The 19056-nt window shown below is 58.5% G+C and carries 22 protein-coding genes; 8 read left to right on the top strand and 14 right to left on the bottom strand.

All coding sequences use genetic code 11. The features are described from left to right. Nucleotides 1–32: 32 nt before the first annotated feature. Entirely contained in the window at nt 33–962 is a 930-nt protein-coding gene (locus ACA063_RS06530) for a LysR family transcriptional regulator (protein WP_497665217.1), read from the bottom strand. Between the two features lie 77 nt (nt 963–1039). On the opposite strand from ACA063_RS06530, the gene ACA063_RS06525 reads away from it, so the two are divergent. Together ACA063_RS06525 and ACA063_RS06520 are read left to right on the top strand one after the other, a co-directional pair. Continuing rightward, complete coding sequence (locus ACA063_RS06525) at nt 1040–1528, top strand: DMT family transporter (RefSeq protein WP_497665216.1); 489 nt, start codon at nt 1040–1042, stop codon at nt 1526–1528. 164 nt (nt 1529–1692) lie between these two features. Further along, the gene (locus tag ACA063_RS06520; RefSeq protein WP_497665215.1) at nt 1693–2859 is read left to right on the top strand and encodes a multidrug effflux MFS transporter; all 1167 of its coding nucleotides are present in this window, start codon (nt 1693–1695) and stop codon (nt 2857–2859) included. On the opposite strand, the gene yiaY is transcribed toward ACA063_RS06520, so the two are convergent. Next, the gene (gene yiaY / locus ACA063_RS06515) at nt 2856–4004 is read right to left on the bottom strand and encodes an L-threonine dehydrogenase (protein WP_497665214.1); all 1149 of its coding nucleotides are present in this window, start codon (nt 4002–4004) and stop codon (nt 2856–2858) included. The genes ACA063_RS06520 and yiaY overlap by 4 nt on opposite strands. Nucleotides 4005–4161: 157 nt before the next feature. Between yiaY and ACA063_RS06510 the strand changes: the two genes are divergently transcribed. Beyond that, a complete protein-coding gene (locus tag ACA063_RS06510; protein ID WP_497665213.1) occupies nt 4162–5181 on the top strand; it encodes a DUF4917 family protein in 1020 nt (339 codons plus the stop codon). Nucleotides 5182–5355: 174 nt separating this feature from the next. On the opposite strand, the gene ACA063_RS06505 is transcribed toward ACA063_RS06510, so the two are convergent. Beyond that, nucleotides 5356–5898, bottom strand: a complete 543-nt coding sequence (locus ACA063_RS06505) for a helix-turn-helix domain-containing protein (protein ID WP_497665212.1) — start codon at nt 5896–5898, stop codon at nt 5356–5358. 109 nt (nt 5899–6007) lie between these two features. Here ACA063_RS06505 and ACA063_RS06500 point away from each other — a divergent pair, with 109 nt between their 5' ends. Continuing rightward, nucleotides 6008–6790, top strand: a complete 783-nt coding sequence (locus ACA063_RS06500) for an aldolase (RefSeq protein WP_497665211.1) — start codon at nt 6008–6010, stop codon at nt 6788–6790. Between the two features lie 29 nt (nt 6791–6819). Then, nucleotides 6820–7707: a dihydrodipicolinate synthase family protein gene (locus ACA063_RS06495; RefSeq protein ID WP_497665210.1), complete on the top strand. Its 888-nt coding sequence runs from the start codon at nt 6820–6822 to the stop codon at nt 7705–7707. A gap of 131 nt (nt 7708–7838) precedes the next feature. Here ACA063_RS06495 and ACA063_RS06490 read toward each other — a convergent pair whose 3' ends face one another. From ACA063_RS06490 to ACA063_RS06480, 3 genes are all read right to left on the bottom strand, one after another. Next, a complete protein-coding gene (locus ACA063_RS06490; protein WP_497665209.1) occupies nt 7839–8183 on the bottom strand; it encodes a YegP family protein in 345 nt (114 codons plus the stop codon). A gap of 159 nt (nt 8184–8342) precedes the next feature. Beyond that, a complete protein-coding gene (locus tag ACA063_RS06485) occupies nt 8343–8648 on the bottom strand; it encodes a ribbon-helix-helix domain-containing protein (protein WP_497665208.1) in 306 nt (101 codons plus the stop codon). A 14-nt stretch (nt 8649–8662) separates the two neighbouring features. Then, nucleotides 8663–9244 (bottom strand): DJ-1/PfpI family protein, encoded by a 582-nt coding sequence (locus ACA063_RS06480; protein WP_497665207.1) that lies wholly within the window; start codon nt 9242–9244, stop codon nt 8663–8665. Between the two features lie 325 nt (nt 9245–9569). Between ACA063_RS06480 and ACA063_RS06475 the strand changes: the two genes are divergently transcribed. Beyond that, on the top strand, nt 9570–10487 hold the full coding sequence (locus ACA063_RS06475) for a DMT family transporter (protein ID WP_497665206.1): 918 nt from the start codon (nt 9570–9572) through the stop codon (nt 10485–10487). A 47-nt stretch (nt 10488–10534) separates the two neighbouring features. Here the strand turns inward: ACA063_RS06475 and ACA063_RS06470 are convergent, their stop codons facing one another. The 3 genes from ACA063_RS06470 to ACA063_RS06460 form a co-directional block, all read right to left on the bottom strand. Further along, nucleotides 10535–11749: a class I SAM-dependent methyltransferase gene (locus ACA063_RS06470; protein ID WP_497665205.1), complete on the bottom strand. Its 1215-nt coding sequence runs from the start codon at nt 11747–11749 to the stop codon at nt 10535–10537. A gap of 132 nt (nt 11750–11881) precedes the next feature. Continuing rightward, a complete protein-coding gene (locus ACA063_RS06465; protein ID WP_497665204.1) occupies nt 11882–12244 on the bottom strand; it encodes a hypothetical protein in 363 nt (120 codons plus the stop codon). A 2-nt stretch (nt 12245–12246) separates the two neighbouring features. Then, complete coding sequence (locus ACA063_RS06460; RefSeq protein WP_497665203.1) at nt 12247–12525, bottom strand: Ogr/Delta-like zinc finger protein; 279 nt, start codon at nt 12523–12525, stop codon at nt 12247–12249. A gap of 300 nt (nt 12526–12825) precedes the next feature. On the opposite strand from ACA063_RS06460, the gene ACA063_RS06455 reads away from it, so the two are divergent. After that, complete coding sequence (locus ACA063_RS06455) at nt 12826–13251, top strand: helix-turn-helix domain-containing protein (protein ID WP_497665202.1); 426 nt, start codon at nt 12826–12828, stop codon at nt 13249–13251. Nucleotides 13252–13551: 300 nt separating this feature from the next. On the opposite strand, the gene ACA063_RS06450 is transcribed toward ACA063_RS06455, so the two are convergent. From ACA063_RS06450 to ACA063_RS06430, 5 genes are all read right to left on the bottom strand, one after another. Beyond that, a complete protein-coding gene (locus ACA063_RS06450) occupies nt 13552–13908 on the bottom strand; it encodes a putative holin (protein ID WP_162438625.1) in 357 nt (118 codons plus the stop codon). Beyond that, nucleotides 13895–14194: a helix-turn-helix transcriptional regulator gene (locus tag ACA063_RS06445; RefSeq protein ID WP_497665201.1), complete on the bottom strand. Its 300-nt coding sequence runs from the start codon at nt 14192–14194 to the stop codon at nt 13895–13897. The genes ACA063_RS06450 and ACA063_RS06445 overlap by 14 nt, the downstream gene beginning before the upstream one ends. Before the next feature lie 132 nt (nt 14195–14326). Continuing rightward, nucleotides 14327–14944: a TPM domain-containing protein gene (locus ACA063_RS06440; RefSeq protein ID WP_497665200.1), complete on the bottom strand. Its 618-nt coding sequence runs from the start codon at nt 14942–14944 to the stop codon at nt 14327–14329. A 27-nt stretch (nt 14945–14971) separates the two neighbouring features. After that, nucleotides 14972–15721 (bottom strand): TPM domain-containing protein, encoded by a 750-nt coding sequence (locus tag ACA063_RS06435; RefSeq protein WP_497665199.1) that lies wholly within the window; start codon nt 15719–15721, stop codon nt 14972–14974. A gap of 161 nt (nt 15722–15882) precedes the next feature. Continuing rightward, on the bottom strand, nt 15883–16491 hold the full coding sequence (locus tag ACA063_RS06430; RefSeq protein ID WP_497665198.1) for a LemA family protein: 609 nt from the start codon (nt 16489–16491) through the stop codon (nt 15883–15885). Nucleotides 16492–16728: 237 nt separating this feature from the next. On the opposite strand from ACA063_RS06430, the gene bglX reads away from it, so the two are divergent. Beyond that, nucleotides 16729–19020: a beta-glucosidase BglX gene (gene bglX, locus ACA063_RS06425; RefSeq protein ID WP_497665197.1), complete on the top strand. Its 2292-nt coding sequence runs from the start codon at nt 16729–16731 to the stop codon at nt 19018–19020. Nucleotides 19021–19056 lie beyond the last annotated feature (36 nt).

Below are 19056 nucleotides of genomic sequence, written 5' to 3'. Positions count from 1 at the left end.
TGAATGCTCGCGAGTCTACTGCGTTTGTTGAGCTAGAGGGATACAGGCGGGGCGTCGCAGACCATTAATCGCTCGATTTCATCCTTTAGCCAATTCAACGCCTGATCCCCGCTCCGCCGTTTATGCCACGCCAGCACAAAGGTAAACGCGGGAATCTTGAACGGCGGCGGCACCACGATCAATGACCGCTCATCAACGCTGCTCACCGCGCGAGAGGCCACCGTGAGAATCAGATCCGTAGCGCTGATGAACGCAGGCGCCACGCTCCAGTGCGGCAGGCTGATCGACACACGTCGGCGAGCGCGCAGTGCCGTCAGGGTCCGTTCGATTTCCGGTGTGCCACTGCCGCGCATCTCCAGCAGAACGTGAGGTCGTGAAAGGTATGTCGGCAGGTCCAGCTCACCACCGGTTGGCAGGCTGTTACGGTCGACCAGGCACACGTAATGCTCATCGAACAACGCCGTGCTGCGCAGTTCGTTCGGTATCTCCGGAAAGACCCCGGCCGCCATGTCGATGTCGCCATTCAACACGGCATCGAGCATCCCTTCGCGACTGGCATGGCTGATCTGCAGATCGATCCCCGGTGCATCACGCCGCAAGGTTCGAACCAGCCCCGGTAAGACGATCGCAGCTCCGTAATCGGACATGGCCAGGCGAAAAGTGCGTTTGGCGGTGGCCGGATCGAACGTGTTCGGCGCCAGCAGCGATTGCACCTGTGCAAGCACTTCGGCCAGGGGCGTGACCAACTCCAGCGCCCGCGGCGTTGGCACCAGCGTGGCACCGGCTCGCACCAGCAACGGATCGCCGAGCAGATCACGCAGCCGCGCCAACGCATGGCTGACCGCCGGTTGACTGAGGTGCAGGCGCTCGGCTGCGCGGGTGACGTGTTGCTCCATGAGCAAAGCGTCAAGGATCACCAGCAAGTTAAGGTCAATGCGCCTAAGGTCATTCATCTGATGCATGTTCTGCATAGCAATTTGGAATTTAAATCTGCGCGACGAATACTCTAGAGTCCAGCAAAACCTGCTGGAGTTTCATCATGACTACGTTGCATTGGGCCGGCCTGCTGCTGTTGGCCGTGATAGCCGGGGCGGTGGTGCCCTTTCAGAGTGCAATCAATGCCAATCTCGGCAGAGGCCTCGGACATCCGTTATGGGCAACGCTTGCCTCGTTATTGGTCAGCATTGCGGTGTTGTTGCCGGTGATCGTGGCGATGCGCTTGCCCTTGCCAACGTTGGCATTCATTACCAAGGCGCCGTTATGGATGTGGGCCGGCGGTGCGTTTGGCGTGTGCTTTATTTCGTTGGCGCTGATGCTATTGCCCAAGTTGGGGGCGTCGGGGTTTATCGCGCTGGCGCTGGCAGGACAAGTGGTTGCATCACTGGTGCTGGACCACTTTGGGTTGTTCGGTTTGGTGGAACGGCAAATGACCTTGCCGCGCGTTTTGGGGGCGGCGTTGTTGATTGCCGGGGTGGTGCTGATCCAGTTCAGTGCCAGTCCGGGTAAAACGCTGGTGACCGCGGGTTGAGGGGAAAACCCTGGCGTGGCAGGGCGGAGGCCAGTCCGTCTTCGCCAGCAAACCTGACTCCTTGTAAAGGTAAAAAGGAGCATTGGATTATTCGTCGTTGGCCCGGCCGCCGGGTGTAGTCTTGCCGCAATCAAAATTCCTGCCGATCAGTGCCAAGGTTTTACATGAAAAGCAGCACCACCCTCCTCGTCACCTGCAGCACGGTTTTCCTCGCCCAGTTGGGCATGAGTATTTACCTGCCGGCATTGCCGGAAATGGCCCGGCATCTGTCTGCCGATGCCTCGCAGGTTTCGTGGGGGCTGGCGGTTTATCTCATCGGTATGGCGCTGCCGATGTTGTTCTGGGGCAGCCTCAGCCAACGCATCGGACGAAAACCGGTATTGCTCGCGGCACTGGGTATCTACGGGGTCGCAAACCTCGCCCTGCCTCTGGGCCAGACACTTGAATCATTCTTAGCGTTAAGACTTGTTCAGGGCATTGGCGCGAGCGGCATTTCGGTGATGGCCCGGGTGCTGATCCGCGACAGCTTTCGCGGTGACCTGCTGGCTAAAGCGCTGTCCTGGATTTCGATCTCTTTCGTAGTAGCGCTGGGGATAGGTCAGTACCTGGGGTCAATCATTCAGGTGACGTTAGGTTGGTCCGCCATTTTTTATCTGTTGGGCAGTGTGAGTCTTTTGATGGCGATGGGTGTAGCGCGTGTCACGTTTCCCATTCGAGACGAGGACAGCGTCCAGTCATCCGCCTGGCGGAGTTACGGGCGAATTGTGTGTGACCGGGCCTTTGTGTTGCCGGCCCTCGCCGGTGGTCTCGGTTATGGGGTGATCATCGCGTTCAACACGGCAGCGCCGCTGATTCTGCAAGGTCCATTCAACTGGTCGGCGGTGGATTACGGACTGTTGGGTTGGCCCATCAGCGCGGCGTATTTTTTGGGGGCTTTGGCAGTGAATGGCTTCGTGCTTCGCACCGGCCAACGACCCATGATGGCGGCCGGTGTAGGGCTGATATTGGCCGGGAGTGCGGTAATGTTGCTGGGCAGCTTCTTGGGTACTTCAATCGCACTGCTGTTCTGGTTGCCCTACTGCGTTGCAGTGTTCGGTCAATCGTTGAACTACCCGATCAGCCTGTCATTGGCCAACGATGGTTCGCCGGTCGGCGGTGCCTATGCGATGGCGCTCAGCGGCTTCATTCACCAGTTGATGGCCGCTGTGATCGGCGCGATTGCCAGCCTGATCGCAAGCGAACACGCCTGGCCATTATCATTGCTCTGCACCTTGCTGGCGTTGGGCGCGATGCTCTGCGTAAAGCTCGCGCCCAGCCATAAAACAGCTTAAAACGCGCTGCGGAAAATCTCCTCGATCTGACGCTGATCCGCCGTCCGGGGATTGGTCAGGCCGCAAGCGTCCTTGAGAGCGTTGGTGGCGAGGACAGGAATGTCGTTGAGCCTGGCGCCGAGTTCACGCAAACCGGCGGGAATTTCCACGTCGTGGGACAGAGTGCGAATGGCCGTAATGGCCGCTTGAGCGCCCTCTTCCGGGCTGCACCCGCGAGTGTCGGCACCCATCGCATGGGCCACATCGGTCAGGCGATCGGCGCAGACCAGCGCGTTAAAGCTCTGCACGTGCGGCAGCAGCACGGCGTTGCATACGCCGTGAGGCAAGTCGTAGAACCCGCCCAACTGGTGCGCCATGGCATGGACGAAACCCAGTGACGCGTTGTTGAACGCCATGCCCGCGAGGAACTGCGCGTAGGCCATGTTTTCCCGTGCCGCCAGGTCGCGGCCGTCGCGCACGGCCAGGCGCAGGTTGTTGCTGATCAAGGTGATGGCCTTCAACGCACAGGCATCGGTGATCGGGTTGGCGGCGGTGGACACATAGGCTTCGATGGCGTGAGTCAGTGCGTCCATACCGGTGGCAGCGGTCAGGCTTTTGGGCATGGCAACCATCAGTGCCGGATCGTTGACCGACAGCAGCGGCGTGACGTTGCGGTCGACGATGGCCATTTTCACGTGGCGCGATTCGTCGGTGATGATGCAGAAGCGGGTCATCTCGCTGGCGGTGCCGGCGGTGGTGTTGATGGCGATCAGCGGCAGTTGCGGCCGGGTAGATTGATCGACGCCTTCATAGTCGCGAATCTGCCCGCCGTTGGTCGCGCACAGAGCGATGCCTTTAGCGCAGTCATGGGGCGAACCGCCGCCCAGGGACACCACGAAATCACACTGACTTTCCTTGAGCAGACCAAGGCCAAGCTCGACATTGGCGATGCTCGGATTAGGTTTGGCGCCGTCGAAAATAACCGAGTCAATGTCCAGTTCCGCCAGCTTGCCGGCGATCATTGCCGCCACGCCAGCCTTGGCCAGCCCGGTATCGGTGACGATCAGCGCCTTGCGAAAGCCATATTTGCCAATGGCGACCATGGCTTCGTCGAGGCAGCCGATGCCCATGATGTTTACGGCGGGAATAAAAAAGGTGCTGCTCATGAGCGAATCTCCTGACGGGTGCCGAATCGACAAAGACAATCCAGCGGATACCGACAGGATCAACTCATCCAGGGTGCGGTAACTTGATCTGGCTCAACGTCGGGTCGTGATAAAGTCGCCGCCCATCAGACCTTTTGCTTTCGAGACGACCAACGCAATGACCGATTTCCAGGATGTTGATGCCCAACTTGAAGACTGGAACGCCTTGCGCACCACCGCTACGTTCAGCGGCTTGCTGTTGGGCAACGGCGCCAGCCGCGCGGTGTGGGACGATTTCGGCTACGACTCGCTGTTCGAAAACGCCCGCACCGTCGAAGAAAAACCCCTGAGCCAGTCCGAGCTCAGCGTGTTCGAGGCGATGCAGACGCGTAGCTTCGAGCAAGTCCTCAGCGCACTGAAAACCACTAGTCGCGTGAACAAGGCCCTGGCCGTCAGCTCCGCCGCGCCGCGCAATCGCTACTACGCGATCAAGGAAGCGCTGATCAACACCGTGCATGCGGTGCATATCCCCTGGCGACTGGTGGTGCCGGCGACCCTGGCGACCATCAGTCAGGAACTGGCCCGTTACCGGACGGTGTTCACCACCAATTACGACTTGCTCAACTATTGGGCCATTCAGCATCAGCCGGATTCGATCACCGACCTGTTCCAGGGCGCCGAACCGGGTTTTGATCTGAGCCGCACGGCCACCGAGAAAACCCGTTTGCTGTACCTGCACGGCGGGTTGCACCTGGTGCGCAATCAGGACGGCACCGCGCGCAAGCTGATGTCGACCGAGGGCACCTTGCTGGGCAGTTTCGCGATCAACAATACGATCAAGACGCTGGACGATGTACCGCTGTTCGTCAACGAAGGCCCGTCGCAGGACAAGCTCAAGACCATTCGCAGCTCGGATTATCTGTCGTTCTGCTACGACCAGTTACTCGGTCATGAAGAGGGGCTGTGCCTCTTCGGTCATGCCCTGGGCGAACAGGACAGTCACATTATTCATGCACTGCGCCAGGCAAGACCGAAGGTGGTCGCCATCTCGATCAAGCCACGCAGTAAGGCATTCGTTCAGCACCAGAAACGGCATTACGCGAAGGTGTTCGAGGGCACGGGCAGCGAGTTGCGGTTTTTTGATTCCAAGACGCATCCGCTGGGGAGTTCCAGGCTGACGGTCCCGGTTGAGGTATGAAGCGATCCTTGTAGCACCGATTCATACCCGTAGCAGCCGTCGAGCTTGCGAGGCTGCGTTCGACTGCGCAGCAGTCGCCAATCCGTACGACGCTGTCCATCTGGCACACTGCCGATAAATCACGACTGCTTCGCAGTCGAACGCAGGCTGCGCCAGCTGCTACAGGCATCACCTTCACTCTTCGCTGCTATGCACCACCACCAGCAACTGCGCCAGAACCTCACCCACTGACCGGATCCGGTGAGGTTTCTGCGCATTGAAGTGCAGCGCATCCCCACGGTTGAGCAGCACCCGCTCATTCATGAAATCCACTTCCACCTGCCCTTCGTGGACGAATAAAAACTCCTCCCCGGTGTGCTCCTTGAACGCCTTGTCGACGAATTCGGTGGGCGGATAAATGATGAACGGCAGCAGACTGCGCTCACTCACCTGATGAGCCAGCACGGCGTAACCGGGACTCTGGTCATTGGCGGCCAGGGACTGGCGCTCATCGCTGCGCACCAGGCTGTAGCTGTCGAGACTGACGTTGTCGTCGGAGAACAGCTCCTCGACCTTCACGTTCAGCGCCTTGGCCAGTTTCAACGCAGCCGCGATCGACGGCGTGTTCAAGCCCCGCTCGACCTTCGACAGATAACTCTTGGTCATGCCGGATTTCTCGGCCAAAGCCTCCAGCGTTACACCAAGTTTTTTTCTCAATAATTTCAAACGGATAGACATGTAGAGCGATTAATCCATCAAGGGAGCGACGTTTTATCCTTGCCAATGACACTTTGTGTCATATAGCCTATTTAGTGTCATTTGCATGAACCGAACGAAGGACACCGATATGGCCCGGACATTAGCACTACCCAAAGACCAACTGGTCAAGCAAGCGCTGACGCAGATGCAAAATACCCTGGCGGATAATACGTGGACCGACCGGCAAAAGCTGGCACTGACCTGCCGTATTCTGTTCGAAAATGGCCACGATTCTGGCCTGGCCGGCCAGATCACTGCCCGCGGCCCACAGCCAGGTACCTACTACACCCAGCAACTGGGTCTGGGTTTCGACGAGATCACCGCGAGCAACCTGCTGCTGGTCAACGAAGACCTGGAAGTACTGGAAGGCCACGGCATGCCCAACCCGGCCAACCGGTTTCACAGTTGGGTGTACCGCGCCCGGCCCGATGTGAACTGCATCATTCACACCCATCCGACCCACGTTGCGGCGCTGTCGATGCTCGAGGTACCGCTGCAGATTTCCCACATGGACCTCTGCCCGCTCTACGACGACTGTGCCTTTCTCGAAGGCTGGCCGGGTGTGCCGGTGGGGAATGAAGAAGGCGAGCTGATTGCCGGTGCTCTTGGCGACAAGCGGGCGATCCTGCTATCGCACCATGGTCAGTTGTCCACGGGCACGACCATTGAAGAGGCCTGTGTCATTGCACAATTGATCGAACGCGCCGCCAGGCTGCAACTGCTGGCGATGAGCGCGGGAACGATCAAGCCGATCATTGCGCAACTGGGACGCGAAGCCCACGACTGGATTTCCAAACCCAAGCGCCACGGTGCCGCCTTCAACTACTACGCTCGGCAGAACCTGCGCCAGCACGCCGATTGCCTGAACTGAATCCACCTATTTCCTGCAGGAGACACACCATGTCGACCCCCACTATTCACGGCATTATCGGTTACACCATCACCCCGTTCACCGCTAACGGCGAAGGCGTCGATCTCGACGCGCTCGGGCGCTCCATCGACCGTCTGATCGATGGTGGCGTGCACGCCATCGCGCCGCTGGGCAGTACCGGAGAAGGCGCTTACTTGAGCGACGCGGAGTGGGATCAGGTCAGCGAGTTCAGTATCAAGCACGTGGCCAAACGCGTGCCGACCATCGTCAGCGTGTCCGACCTGACGACCGCGAAAGCCGTCCGCCGTGCCCGCTATGCGCAAACCCACGGCGCCGACGTGGTGATGGTGCTGCCTGCCTCCTACTGGAAACTCAGCGAAGCGGAAATCCTTGCGCACTATCGCGCCATCGGCGACAGCATCGACTTGCCGATCATGCTCTACAACAACCCGGCCACCAGCGGCACCGACATGTCAGTGGACTTGATCCTGCGGATTTTCAACGCCGTGGACAACGTGACCATGGTCAAGGAAAGCACTGGCGATATTCAGCGCATGCACAAACTGCAGTTGCTGGGCGAAGGTCAGGTGCCTTTCTATAACGGCTGCAATCCACTGGCACTGGAGGCTTTTGCGGCGGGTGCGAAAGGCTGGTGCACGGCGGCGCCGAACCTGATCCCGCAGCTCAATCTTGATCTGTATGAAGCCGTACTGGCCAACGATCTGACCAAGGCGCGAGCACTGTTCTATCGCCAGTTGCCGCTGCTGGATTTCATTCTGAAGGGTGGGTTGCCGGCGACGATCAAGGCGGGTTTGCGCGCGACTGGGCTGGACGCGGGCGATCCGCGGTTGCCGGTTTTTCCGCTGAGTGAAGCGGGATGTGGTCAGTTGCAGGAGTTGTTGAAGGCGTTGCGCTGATCCAAAGGCAAATACACAACCCATGTGGGAGCGAGCCTGCTCGCGATGAGGCCATAACATTCAACATTTCTGTTGAATGCCCCACCGTCATCGCGAGCAGGCTCACTCCCACATGGGGTTGTGTGTTGAGTTCAGAGCACTGGCAGGGTCTTGTCCTTGATCACTGTCGTCGGCCCGTTGGCCTTGACGCTGGCGATGCCTTTCTCCAGCGCGGCGGCGGAGGAGTAAGCCTCGCTGCTGCCAATGATCTCGTGGTTGCCGGCCTTCAGGTTGAAATAAGGATGGCCATCCTTGGTGGTCTTTCTCTCGTAACGCTCATCCATCTGGCTGTTCTTCTGGACCGAAGCAATGCCTCCATCGGCAGCGCTGCGGCTGGTGTAGTGCTCGCTGGTAAGAATGGTTTCCGCGTTGGCCGCCTTCAGCACAAACCGGTATTGGCCGTTGCTGGTTTTGCTCAGTTCATACCATCCAGACATGCTCTTTTCTCCTTGGCACATGAGAGGGTTCGCGCTTCAGAGTAAAGACCAGGCCGAGATTTTTGTCGCCTGTACCGGCCCCATCGCGGGCAAGCCCGCTCCCACAGGTTCTATGTGATCCCTGTGGGCTTGCCCGCGATGGGGTCGATACGGTCTGCGCTACTTCACCGCCACCCGCACCACCGACAACTCCGGCGCCTGCCCCCGTCGCTGGCTCAAATACCGCGTACAACTCACCCGCAAAAACGAAGCGAAATTCACCACCTCGCCACGGTAGTCCATCACCTCCTCATACAGCTTGGCGATCAGGTGATTGGTGGTCATGCCATCCGCCTCGGCAATTTCGCTGAGGATGTCCCAGAACTGGTTTTCCAGCCGCAGGGTGGTGACCACCCCGCAGATGCGCAGCGAGCGGGAGCGCGATTCGTAGAGAATCGGATCGGCTTTGACGTAGAGCTCGCACATGAAAATATCCCTCGTTACAGCGTGATTTTGGTACCCAGCAATCCGAGGAAGCCGGCCAGCCAGTTCGGATGGGCCGGCCAGGCTGGAGCCGTCGCCAGATTGCCTTGAACGTGACCTTGCGTCACCGGGATATCGATGAACGTACCGCCCGCCAGACGCACTTCCGGCGCGCAGGCCGGGTAAGCGCTGCACTCGCGACCTTCGAGAACTCCCGCCGCCGCCAGCAGTTGTGCACCGTGGCATACGGCGGCGATCGGTTTTGCGGCCTTATCGAACGCTCGCACCAGTTCAAGGACTTTGTCGTTCAGGCGCAGGTACTCAGGCGCGCGACCGCCGGGGATGAGAAGCGCATCGTAGTCGGCTTCCGCGACCTTGGCGAAGTCGAAGTTAAGCGCAAACAAATGACCCGGTTTTTCGCTGTAGGTCTGGTCGCCTTCGAAGTCATGGATCGCGGTACGTACAGTCTGGCCTGCAGTTTTGTCCGGGCAAACGGCGTGCACCGTGTGGCCGACCATCAGCAGCGCCTGGAACGGCACCATCACTTCGTAATCCTCGACGTAATCGCCGACCAGCATCAGAATTTTTTTAGCGGCCATGGGGAGGGCTCCTTTGGGGAATGCATTGAATATTCAAAGTAGTCCTAATCCGCGGAGACGGGTAATAACCACCTACTACGGACGACGCGGCCTTTGTGGCGAGGGAGTTCACTTCCGCTGGGCTGCGAAGCGGCCCCCGACATTCTTCAGACACACCGCACCAACAGGTTTTACGACTGCTGCGCAGCCGAGCGGGAGTGAACTCCCTCGCCACAGGGATTACCCTCAACTGTACGGATACTTCTGCGCCTGGCTGTAAGCGCCAAAGCTCCTGTTTTATGGCTAGATAAGACGACTCCCGTCACCTTCGATTCTGGTTGCCATCATGTCCTCACGCGAAAACACCGGCATGGCCCTCGGTCTGCTCGGCGTTGTGATCTTCAGCCTTACCCTGCCCTTCACGCGCATCGTCGTGCAGGAAATGCATCCGCTGCTTAACGGTCTGGGCCGAGCGCTGGTCGCCGCGGTTCCGGCGGCGCTGCTGTTGTTGTGGTACCGCGAGAAATGGCCGACGTGGAAACAGTTCAAGGGCCTGACGCTGGTGATCGCCGGCGTGATCCTCGGCTTCCCGGTCCTGTCAGCCTGGGCCATGCAAACCTTGCCCGCATCCCACGGCGCGCTGGTCAATGGGTTACAGCCTCTGTGCGTCGCGCTGTATGCCGCATGGTTGTCCCACGAACGCCCCTCGAAAGCATTCTGGGCCTGCGCCGCCCTGGGCAGTGCGCTGGTGCTCGGTTATGCGCTGATCAGCGGTGCCGGCAGTATCCAGGCGGGGGACTTGTTGATGCTCGGCGCGATTGCCGTGGGCGGGTTGGGTTACGCCGAAGGCGGCCGGTTGGCCAAGGAGATGGGGGGCTGGCAGGTGATCTGCTGGGCACTAGTGCTGTCGACCCCGCTGCTGATCGGGCCAGTGACTTACCTGGCGTTGCAGCACCAGGGTGCAATATCAGCCAAGACCTGGTGGGCGTTTGGCTACGTCTCGCTGTTCTCGCAGTTCATCGGTTTTTTTGCCTGGTACGCCGGCTTGGCGATGGGCGGCATTGCTCGCGTCAGTCAGATCCAGTTGCTGCAGATCTTCTTCACCATCGCCTTTTCAGCGCTGTTCTTCGGCGAACACATCGAGCCGATCACCTGGCTGTTTGCCGCCGGGGTGATCGTGACGGTGATGCTGGGGCGCAAGACCGCCGTCCAGTCAACGGCGGGAGCAAGCCTGATCCCGAAGGGGACATCGCACACAACATAACCGTTGAAGTCAGCCCGCCATTTACGAGCGGGCTCGCCCCCACAGGATCAAAGGTACCCGTCAGCCCGCAACAGGGTTTCCAGGCAATGCTCGCTGATGTGGTAGAAATCCTTCAGCTCCTGAATCTTCACCAGCAACTGAGCCGGGTCCACCGGCTCGGCACGTTTGACCGCCAGGATCATTTTGTTCTTGTTGGTGTGGTCCAGGGAGATGAACTCGAACACCTTGGTCTCGTATCCACAAGCCTCAAGAAACAACGCCCGCAGACTGTCAGTCACCATCTCGGCCTGCTGGCCCAAATGCAGACCGTATTGAAGCATCGGCTTGAGCAGCGCCGGGCTCTGGATTTGCAGGCGAATCTGTTTGTGGCAGCACGGCGAACACATGATGATCGAGGCGCCGGAGCGGATACCGGTATGGATCGCGTAATCGGTGGCAATGTCGCAAGCATGCAGCGCGATCATCACGTCCAGCTCGCTCGGCGCGACGCTGCGCACATCCCCGCACTTGAACACCAACCCCGGATGTTCGAGTTTTTCGGCAGCCGCATTGCACAGCGTGACCATGTCTTCACGCAATTCGACGCCGGTCACCACGCCTTCGGCTTTCAAGGTGTTGCGCAGGTAGTCATGGATGGCGAACGTCAGATAGCCCTTGCCCGAGCCGAAATCAGCCACTTGAACCGGCTTGTCCAATGCCAGCGGCGAGGTGGTCAGCGCATGGCTGAACACTTCGATGAACTTGTTGATCTGCTTCCATTTCCGCGACATCGCCGGAATGAGTTCGTGTTGCTTGTTGGTCACGCCCAGATCGGCGAGGAACGGCCGATTCAAGTCGAGGAAGCGGTTTTTCTCGCGGTTGTGCTCAGCGGACGGCACTTCCCGCAATTGCTGAGGTTTACTCTTGAACAGCGAGCTTTTGCCCTTTTTGCTGTATTCGAGCTGGACTTCATCGGTCAATGACAGCAAATGTGCATTTTTAAACGAGTCAGGCAACAGCGCGGCGAGTACCTCTACACCTTCGGCAAGGGGCAGGTTTTTGGTGATGTCGCGGGTTTTGTAGCGATAAACGAAGGACAGGCAAGCCTGATCTTTGACTGTAAGCTGCTTGACGATGAGTCGCTGCAAGTCCGCCTCGGGGCCGACATACTTGGCCAACACCAGTTTAATGAAAGCGTTCTGATTGAGGCTCGATTGCAGCAGATCAACGAATTGAGCGTGGTGATCCGGCGCGAGACTGGCAGGAGTAGCGATGATGGACATGAAAGTAACGGCCTCGGGCAATGCGGATCGGGAATGGCCTTTATTTTAGGGGGGATGGAGACTTAGGGCACGGTGTTATTTTTTCAGGCCCTGGTCGCACCGTCCCAAGACCTGAATGTTCGATCACTGATTTCAGGGTTCAACCAGGCGAAGTTTGCGATTATTCGGCGAATTGATAATGTATTTGACGATCAACCCCACCGGTACCGCCCAGGTCAGGCCATTGGCCGGATCAGTGATTACTGCGATGGTTTCCGTGCTGGCATCCATATCCAGGCGGCGGCGGTCGTTGCTGGATTTGAGGAGGCCATAGGCATGACTGACCAGCCTTTCCGCCAAATGCATCGGCACATCAAGATCCTGCAAGTGCTTGACGGCGCGACAGAACAACACCTGGTCATCGATCAATGCATCGGTCTGATGTCGAGCCAGGAACGAGCGGGCTATATCCAGCAAATCCTCATGCAGTTCAAAGTACTCATCAACTTCCGTCATGCTCAGGACTCCGGGTGCAATTCTGGCGACGCGGGGCTGACCACAACGGGCCGGGCGGCGCTGCGAAGGTCCGGCCCGGCGAACGGCAAACGCACAGCGGGATTGGGCATACCACTGGGAGACAATTCATGGGTCATTTCGAACTCGGCCCGCACCGACCAGCCGCAAGCTTCGGACGTGCATTGCAGATAAGCCACGCGCAGGAATATGTGACGCCCTTCGCTGGTTCGAATGCGCATCCGGCTCAGGCAGTGCGGGCACACCATTTTGTAGGTACTCATGCTTGACTCCCGGCGGTCATCTGGTGGTAATCAACTTGATCAAACGCAATACTGTTTGAAGCACTGATCGCCCTGGTCCGGTCATGCGAATAACGTCTGCCAGACGCAAGGAAGTGAATCGGGCAGTCACGTAATGGGTACAAGCCAAGCTCGTAGGAAATCACCCTGATACCATTAGGAAGTTTCGACATCGTGTTCTTCTGACTCATAGTTGAAGTTTGATTACTCACAAGATAAAAAAAACTCATTGCGCATACGTTAGGTACTCAAAAAGCATATGTCAAAAGGAAGAGGCTCAAATTGCGTAGCAAAAAATCACAAGCTGTCTTGGCTCGCCTGAAGCAAATTACTGGCACAACCACCGATGCCTCGCTGTCTTCAGCGCTACAAATAAGCCCACAGACCCTTAGCAGCTGGAAGGGTCGCGACAGCACACCGTACTCATTATGCATAGATTTGGCGCAAGCGCGGGGCATCTCTCTCGACTGGTTATTGCTGGGCGAAGGGCCGATGCTGCGGCAACCGCACGTCGACACCCTCGAAACCAACCAGGAAAGCACCCTGCGCGAAAATACAATGCTCGCACTGTGGCGACTGCTCGACGACGATGATCGCTGTGTCATACAACGCGCACTTGAAGAAAAGACGCGCTTGCGCGATCTGGAACTCAAGCTGGCGGAAATGTCCTCTATCCTGTCGGCGCTTCAACCCGTTAATGACACTTAACGCAGTAGAGTCCCCGCACTCTTTATTTCAATGCATACCACAACACCATGATGTTTCCGCCGCTACGGAAAATCAGCGCGCACGCCAGGACACTGATTCCTGCATGCCATGGGCTGACGGGCGTAAACGTTAGCAGTACGTCCATGCCCGCCAGGCAAAACAGGCTTCCACACAAACTGATCATCAGTCCGTCTCGCCAACAACGACGTGCTTCGTCTCGCCGATAACAGGCCAGCCTGAATGCGCTCAGCAAATGAGCAATACCCGTAATGAACACCAGGAGCGTCATTGCACCACTCATCACCCTCGCCCTCTCAGGTGCCGGATGATTTCACCAATACCGACGCCATCAATCCATTGCATGACCTTGATGCTGAGGGGAATGACGATCAGTGCACAGAGAAACGCCGTCACGCCCCCGGTCAGAAAAGGGGCCAGCGGCAACGCGACAGGGGTGAACAGGTAGCCCACCCCCGCCGATAACAATAACGAGCCGATACGTTGCCAGGCCTTGAAGTTACTGCGAGTCGTGGTGACGAGCCATGCGCCGAGTGCGGCACCGAAGAGCGCCTCACCGTCGATAGAGGGCAGTGTGCCGATACCCAGCCCCAACAGCAGTCCGCCGACACTGTTATAGGCTGAATCAGTGACGCTCATCAGAGCCTCCCGGTTCACTCTTATCCACGTTGATGAAGCCCAACTCAATCGCCTTGAGCAGGGCCGCACTGCGTGAACTGACGGCGAACTTGCGACGGATATTGGTGAAGTGAAAGTTGACCGTCGACTCCGAGCAGTTCTGGATTCTGGCTATCTCCCATGACGTTTTACCTTGAAAGCACCACAGCAAGGTTTCGGTTTCTTTTGCCGTCAGTTGTGCGGGAAAACGCTCTTCACCATTGAGCGAGGCACATAAAAAAGGGTCGAGCGGTTGATTCGTTGACATGACAAAACCTCCCTCCAGGTCAGAACGCCCGATGCAGGGCGTTCGTTAATGGAAAGAGATGTTGAAGACAAGCCAGAGCTCAAACAACGGGATGGGTTTGTAGCGCGCAGGTGTACAACTGAGCGGTGATATTCAGCCCAACACCACCAGCCGATTCGGCAATTCGTTCCTAACGTGCGTCACCGGCACATGCACTTTCAGCAACTCGCCGCAGGCTTCGACGCACGTTACGAAACCCTGCAGCGTCTGCCCCTGCTTAACCTGCAACGTGAACGCCGACACAATGTCATCCCAGCTCTGGTTGTCGAGCCGGCTGGAGATGCCTTCATCCACCAGAATCTCGACATAACGCTCGGCTTCGCAAACAAAGATCAGCATGCCGGTGCCTCCCACTGTGTGATGCAGGTTCTGCTCGAGGAACTGCCGACGCGCCAGGTTCGAGGCCCGCCAATGACGCACTGAACGCGGGATCAGGCGGGTGGTGATTTTGGGGATGCGGAACACCAGGCACAGCACGATAAAACTGGCCCATTGCACCAACAGCAGACTGTGCAGGGTCAGCCAGCCGGTCAGGTAGTGCACGACACCCGGCACCACCAGCGCCAGCAGGCTGGCCCATAACAAAGGGATATACGCGTAGTCGTCGGCGCGGGCGGCGAGCACGGTCACCAGCTCGGCGTCCGTATCGCGCTCGACACGGGCAATCGCTTCGGCGACTTTGCGTTGTTCGTGTTCATTCAGTAATGCCATTTCAAAGACGCTCGCTCATTATTTTTCTCACCAGCCGCCCGACGAACCGCCGCCCCCGAAACTGCCCCCGCCACCGCTGAAGCCCCCGCCTCCACCGCCACCAAATCCGCCACCGCCGAATCCGCCTCCCGAACCGCCTCGACCACCACCGCTGGGCATGATGCCGAGCATTTGGCAGACGAACACCACCAGGATGAACAGCATCACCAGAAACACGAACACCCCGGGATGCCGCGACACGAAGTCAGCACCCGGATCGCCTTTGGATTCATACACCGTGGACGGTTCATCGAGCGGATTGCCACCCAGCACCACCAGCATGGCGGCGACACCGTCGCTGATGCCTTTGCTGAAGTTGCCGGTCTTGAACGATGGCGTGATCACCTGATTGATGATCACCGAGCTCTGCGCGTCAGTCAGGCGATCTTCCAGCCCATAACCGACTTCGATGCGCAGCTTGCGATCATCCCGCGCAACGATCAACAGCGCGCCGTTGTTCTTGTCCTTCTGGCCAATGCCCCAGTAGCGACCTAGCTGATAACCGAAGTCCGCGATATCAGTGCCCTGCAGATCCGGCACCGTGACCACCACCAATTGCTCGCCAGTGGCTTTCTCATGGGCCTGGAGCTGCTGGGTCAGCTGGTCGCGCACGGAGGGATCAATCATCCCGGCGTTATCGACCACCCGCCCGGTCAGCTGGGGAAATTTCAACTCGGCCTGTGCCGTCAGGGCGAACACCCAAAGCAGCAGCACCAGGCCAACTTTCAACACGCGCATTGGCAACCTCATTTGTGCACCAGCATCAAAACAACCCTAAAGTCAGTCTGCCCTGCGTAGGAGCTGCCGCAGGCTGCGATCTTTTGATCTTGATCTTCAAAAACAAGATCAAAAGATCGCAGCCTGCGGCAGCTCCTACAGGGTGCCATGCATACACCCGGTCAGAATTTCACTTGAGGTGCTTTGTCCGCATCGGGGCTGGTTGCCTCGAAGGTTTCGCGGATCGGCAAATCGCTGTACATCACGCTATGCCAGAGGCGACCCGGGAAGGTTCGAATCTCGGTGTTGTACTTCTGCACCGCCAGAATGAAATCACGACGAGCGACCGCGATACGGTTCTCGGTGCCTTCGAGCTGCGATTGCAACGCCAGGAAATTCTGATTGGCCTTGAGGTCCGGATAACGCTCCGACACCACCATCAGCCGGCTCAGTGCACCGGTCAGCTGATCCTGCGCCTGCTGGAACTGCTTGAGCTTTTCCGGATTATCGAGGGTGCTGGCATCTACCTGAATAGACGTGGCCTTGGCCCGGGCTTCGATCACCGCGGTCAGGGTTTCTTCCTCATGCCTGGCATAGCCCTTCACGGTCTCCACCAGATTGGGGATCAGGTCGGCGCGACGCTGGTACTGGTTCTGCACCTGGCCCCAGGCGGCTTTGGCCTGCTCATCGAGGGTGGGAATGTTGTTGATGCCGCAACCCGCCAGCAGCGTGGTCAGCAACAGCATCGCTGCCACTTGCAGGCTCGATCGATAATGGTGTCGTACGTTCATTCGGTTGACGCTCCCTTGCACATTCCGTTGAAAAAACAACCTGCGAACTTTGAACACGGCTCTTGGGGCATAATCGGCGCCGCCACTGGATTGCATCCAGCCGATGGGCTAAAAGATGCTCCAGGATTAAAACAGTTCAGAAGTTTGCTGCATTTACCTGAACAACAATAGTCGCTCCCTAAATTTTGGCTGACCGGCGCGTCGTCACTGCCGTTTAGGCTTTCGAGAAAACTATTCATGAAGAAGCTGTGTTTGCTGGGCCTGTTCGTCAGTCTGGCCAGTCATACCGTACTGGCCGCCACGACGCCCGCACCTCTGGAAAACAAGGACGCCTTCATCAATAACCTGATGAAGCAGATGACCCTCGATGAAAAAATCGGCCAGCTACGCCTGATCAGCATAGGCCCGGAAATGCCACGCGAGATGATCCGCAAGGAAATCGCCGCCGGCAACATCGGCGGCACGTTCAACTCGATCACCCGCCCGGAAAACCGTCCGATGCAGGACGCGGCCATGCGCAGCCGGTTGAAGATCCCTATGTTTTTCGCCTATGACGTGATCCACGGCCACCGCACCATTTTCCCGATCCCCATCGCCCTGGCGTCGAGCTGGGACATGGACGCCATCGGCCTGTCCGGGCGCATCGCCGCCAAGGAAGCCGCCGCCGACAGCCTCGACATCACGTTCGCACCGATGGTCGACGTCTCCCGCGATCCGCGCTGGGGCCGTACTTCCGAAGGTTTCGGCGAAGACACCTACCTGGTGTCGCGCATTGCCGGGGTCATGGTCAGGGCCTTCCAGGGTACTGGCGCGAACGCCGCCGACAGCATCATGGCCAGCGTCAAACACTTTGCCTTGTACGGCGCCGTCGAGGGTGGTCGCGACTACAACGTCGTCGACATGAGCCCGGTCAAAATGTACCAGGACTACCTGCCGCCCTACCGCGCCGCCATCGACGCCGGTGCTGGCGGAGTCATGGTCGCGCTGAACTCGATCAATGGCGTGCCGGCCACTGCCAACACCTGGCTGATGAACGACCTGCTGCGCAAGGAGTGGGGCTTCAAGGGCCTGACGGTCAGCGACCACGGGGCGATTTTCGAGCTGATCAAGCACGGCGTTGCCGCTGATGGCCGCGAAGCCGCGAAGCTGGCGATCAAGGCCGGCATCGACATGAGCATGAACGACACCCTCTATGGCAAGGAGCTGCCGGGACTGTTGAAAGCCGGCGAGATCGAGCAGAGCGACATCGACAACGCCGTGCGTGAAGTCCTCGCTGCCAAGTACGACATGGGCCTGTTCAAGGACCCGTACCTGCGCATCGGCAAGGCCGAGGATGACCCGGCCGACACCTACGCCGAAAGCCGCCTGCACCGCGCCGAGGCGCGTGATGTTGCGCGCCGTAGCCTGGTGCTGTTGAAGAACCAGGGTGAAACCCTGCCGCTGAAGAAAACCGCGAAGATCGCTCTGGTCGGTCCGTTGGCCAAGGCGCCGATCGACATGATGGGCAGCTGGGCAGCCGCCGGTAAACCTGCGCAATCCGTCACCCTGTTCGATGGCATGACCACCGCGCTGGGCGGGCAATCGAAGCTGATTTATGCCCGTGGCGCCAACATCACCAGCGACAAGAAGGTCCTCGATTACCTGAACTTCCTCAACTTTGATGCACCGGAAGTGGTAGACGATCCACGCTCGGCTCAAGTGCTGATCGATGAGGCTGTCAAAGCTGCCAAGGACGCTGACGTGGTTGTCGCCGCCGTGGGTGAATCCCGTGGCATGTCCCACGAATCCTCCAGCCGCACCGACCTGGACATCCCGGCTAACCAGCGCGAGCTGATCAAGGCCCTGAAAGCCACGGGCAAACCGCTGGTGCTGGTGTTGATGAACGGCCGTCCGCTGTCGATTCTCGAAGAGAGAGACCAGGCCGACGCGATTCTGGAAACCTGGTTCAGCGGTACCGAGGGCGGCAACGCCATCGCCGACGTGCTGTTCGGCGACTACAACCCGTCGGGCAAACTGCCGATCACCTTCCCTCGCTCGGTGGGTCAGATTCCGACTTACTACAACCACCTGAGCATTGGCCGGCCGTTTACGCCGGGCAAACCGGGCAACTACACCTCGCAGTATTTCGATGACACCACCGGCCCCCTGTTCCCGTTCGGTTTCGGCTTGAGCTACACCGATTTCAGCCTGACCGACATGGCGTTGTCGTCGACCACGCTGAACAAGACCGGGAAGCTCGATGCCAGCGTCATGGTGAAAAACACGGGCAAGCGTGATGGCGAAACCGTGGTGCAGTTGTACCTGCAGGACGTTACCGGCTCGATGATTCGCCCCGTGAAGGAGCTGAAGAACTTCCAGAAAATCATGCTCAAGGCCGGCGAACAGAAAGTCGTGCACTTCACCATCACCGAGGATGACCTGAAGTTCTTCAACGCACAGCTCAAGTACGTGGCGGAGCCTGGCAAGTTCAACGTGCAGATCGGCCTGGATTCACAGGACGTGACGCAGCAGAGTTTTGAGTTGCTGTAAGAAGCGAAAAGCAAAAGATCGCAGCCTCGTTTCACT

The sequence above is a fragment of the Pseudomonas sp. LBUM1643 genome, from assembly GCF_059716215.1.
This window is presented reverse-complemented; position numbering and strand designations above follow the sequence as displayed.

Bases quoted from the DNA above. Each gene is read 5' to 3' on its own strand.
- ACA063_RS06530 (WP_497665217.1), bottom strand. From the start codon at position 962: ATGCATCAGATGAATGACCTTAGGCGCATTGACCTTAACTTGCTGGTG.
- ACA063_RS06525 (WP_497665216.1), top strand. From the start codon at position 1,040: ATGACTACGTTGCATTGGGCCGGCCTGCTGCTGTTGGCCGTGATAGCC.
- ACA063_RS06520 (WP_497665215.1), top strand. From the start codon at position 1,693: ATGAAAAGCAGCACCACCCTCCTCGTCACCTGCAGCACGGTTTTCCTC.
- yiaY (WP_497665214.1), bottom strand. From the start codon at position 4,004: ATGAGCAGCACCTTTTTTATTCCCGCCGTAAACATCATGGGCATCGGC.
- ACA063_RS06510 (WP_497665213.1), top strand. From the start codon at position 4,162: ATGACCGATTTCCAGGATGTTGATGCCCAACTTGAAGACTGGAACGCC.
- ACA063_RS06505 (WP_497665212.1), bottom strand. From the start codon at position 5,898: ATGTCTATCCGTTTGAAATTATTGAGAAAAAAACTTGGTGTAACGCTG.
- ACA063_RS06500 (WP_497665211.1), top strand. From the start codon at position 6,008: ATGGCCCGGACATTAGCACTACCCAAAGACCAACTGGTCAAGCAAGCG.
- ACA063_RS06495 (WP_497665210.1), top strand. From the start codon at position 6,820: ATGTCGACCCCCACTATTCACGGCATTATCGGTTACACCATCACCCCG.
- ACA063_RS06490 (WP_497665209.1), bottom strand. From the start codon at position 8,183: ATGTCTGGATGGTATGAACTGAGCAAAACCAGCAACGGCCAATACCGG.
- ACA063_RS06485 (WP_497665208.1), bottom strand. From the start codon at position 8,648: ATGTGCGAGCTCTACGTCAAAGCCGATCCGATTCTCTACGAATCGCGC.
- ACA063_RS06480 (WP_497665207.1), bottom strand. From the start codon at position 9,244: ATGGCCGCTAAAAAAATTCTGATGCTGGTCGGCGATTACGTCGAGGAT.
- ACA063_RS06475 (WP_497665206.1), top strand. From the start codon at position 9,570: ATGTCCTCACGCGAAAACACCGGCATGGCCCTCGGTCTGCTCGGCGTT.
- ACA063_RS06470 (WP_497665205.1), bottom strand. From the start codon at position 11,749: ATGTCCATCATCGCTACTCCTGCCAGTCTCGCGCCGGATCACCACGCT.
- ACA063_RS06465 (WP_497665204.1), bottom strand. From the start codon at position 12,244: ATGACGGAAGTTGATGAGTACTTTGAACTGCATGAGGATTTGCTGGAT.
- ACA063_RS06460 (WP_497665203.1), bottom strand. From the start codon at position 12,525: ATGAGTACCTACAAAATGGTGTGCCCGCACTGCCTGAGCCGGATGCGC.
- ACA063_RS06450 (WP_162438625.1), bottom strand. From the start codon at position 13,908: ATGAGCGTCACTGATTCAGCCTATAACAGTGTCGGCGGACTGCTGTTG.
- ACA063_RS06445 (WP_497665201.1), bottom strand. From the start codon at position 14,194: ATGTCAACGAATCAACCGCTCGACCCTTTTTTATGTGCCTCGCTCAAT.
- ACA063_RS06440 (WP_497665200.1), bottom strand. From the start codon at position 14,944: ATGGCATTACTGAATGAACACGAACAACGCAAAGTCGCCGAAGCGATT.
- ACA063_RS06435 (WP_497665199.1), bottom strand. From the start codon at position 15,721: ATGCGCGTGTTGAAAGTTGGCCTGGTGCTGCTGCTTTGGGTGTTCGCC.
- ACA063_RS06430 (WP_497665198.1), bottom strand. From the start codon at position 16,491: ATGAACGTACGACACCATTATCGATCGAGCCTGCAAGTGGCAGCGATG.
- bglX (WP_497665197.1), top strand. From the start codon at position 16,729: ATGAAGAAGCTGTGTTTGCTGGGCCTGTTCGTCAGTCTGGCCAGTCAT.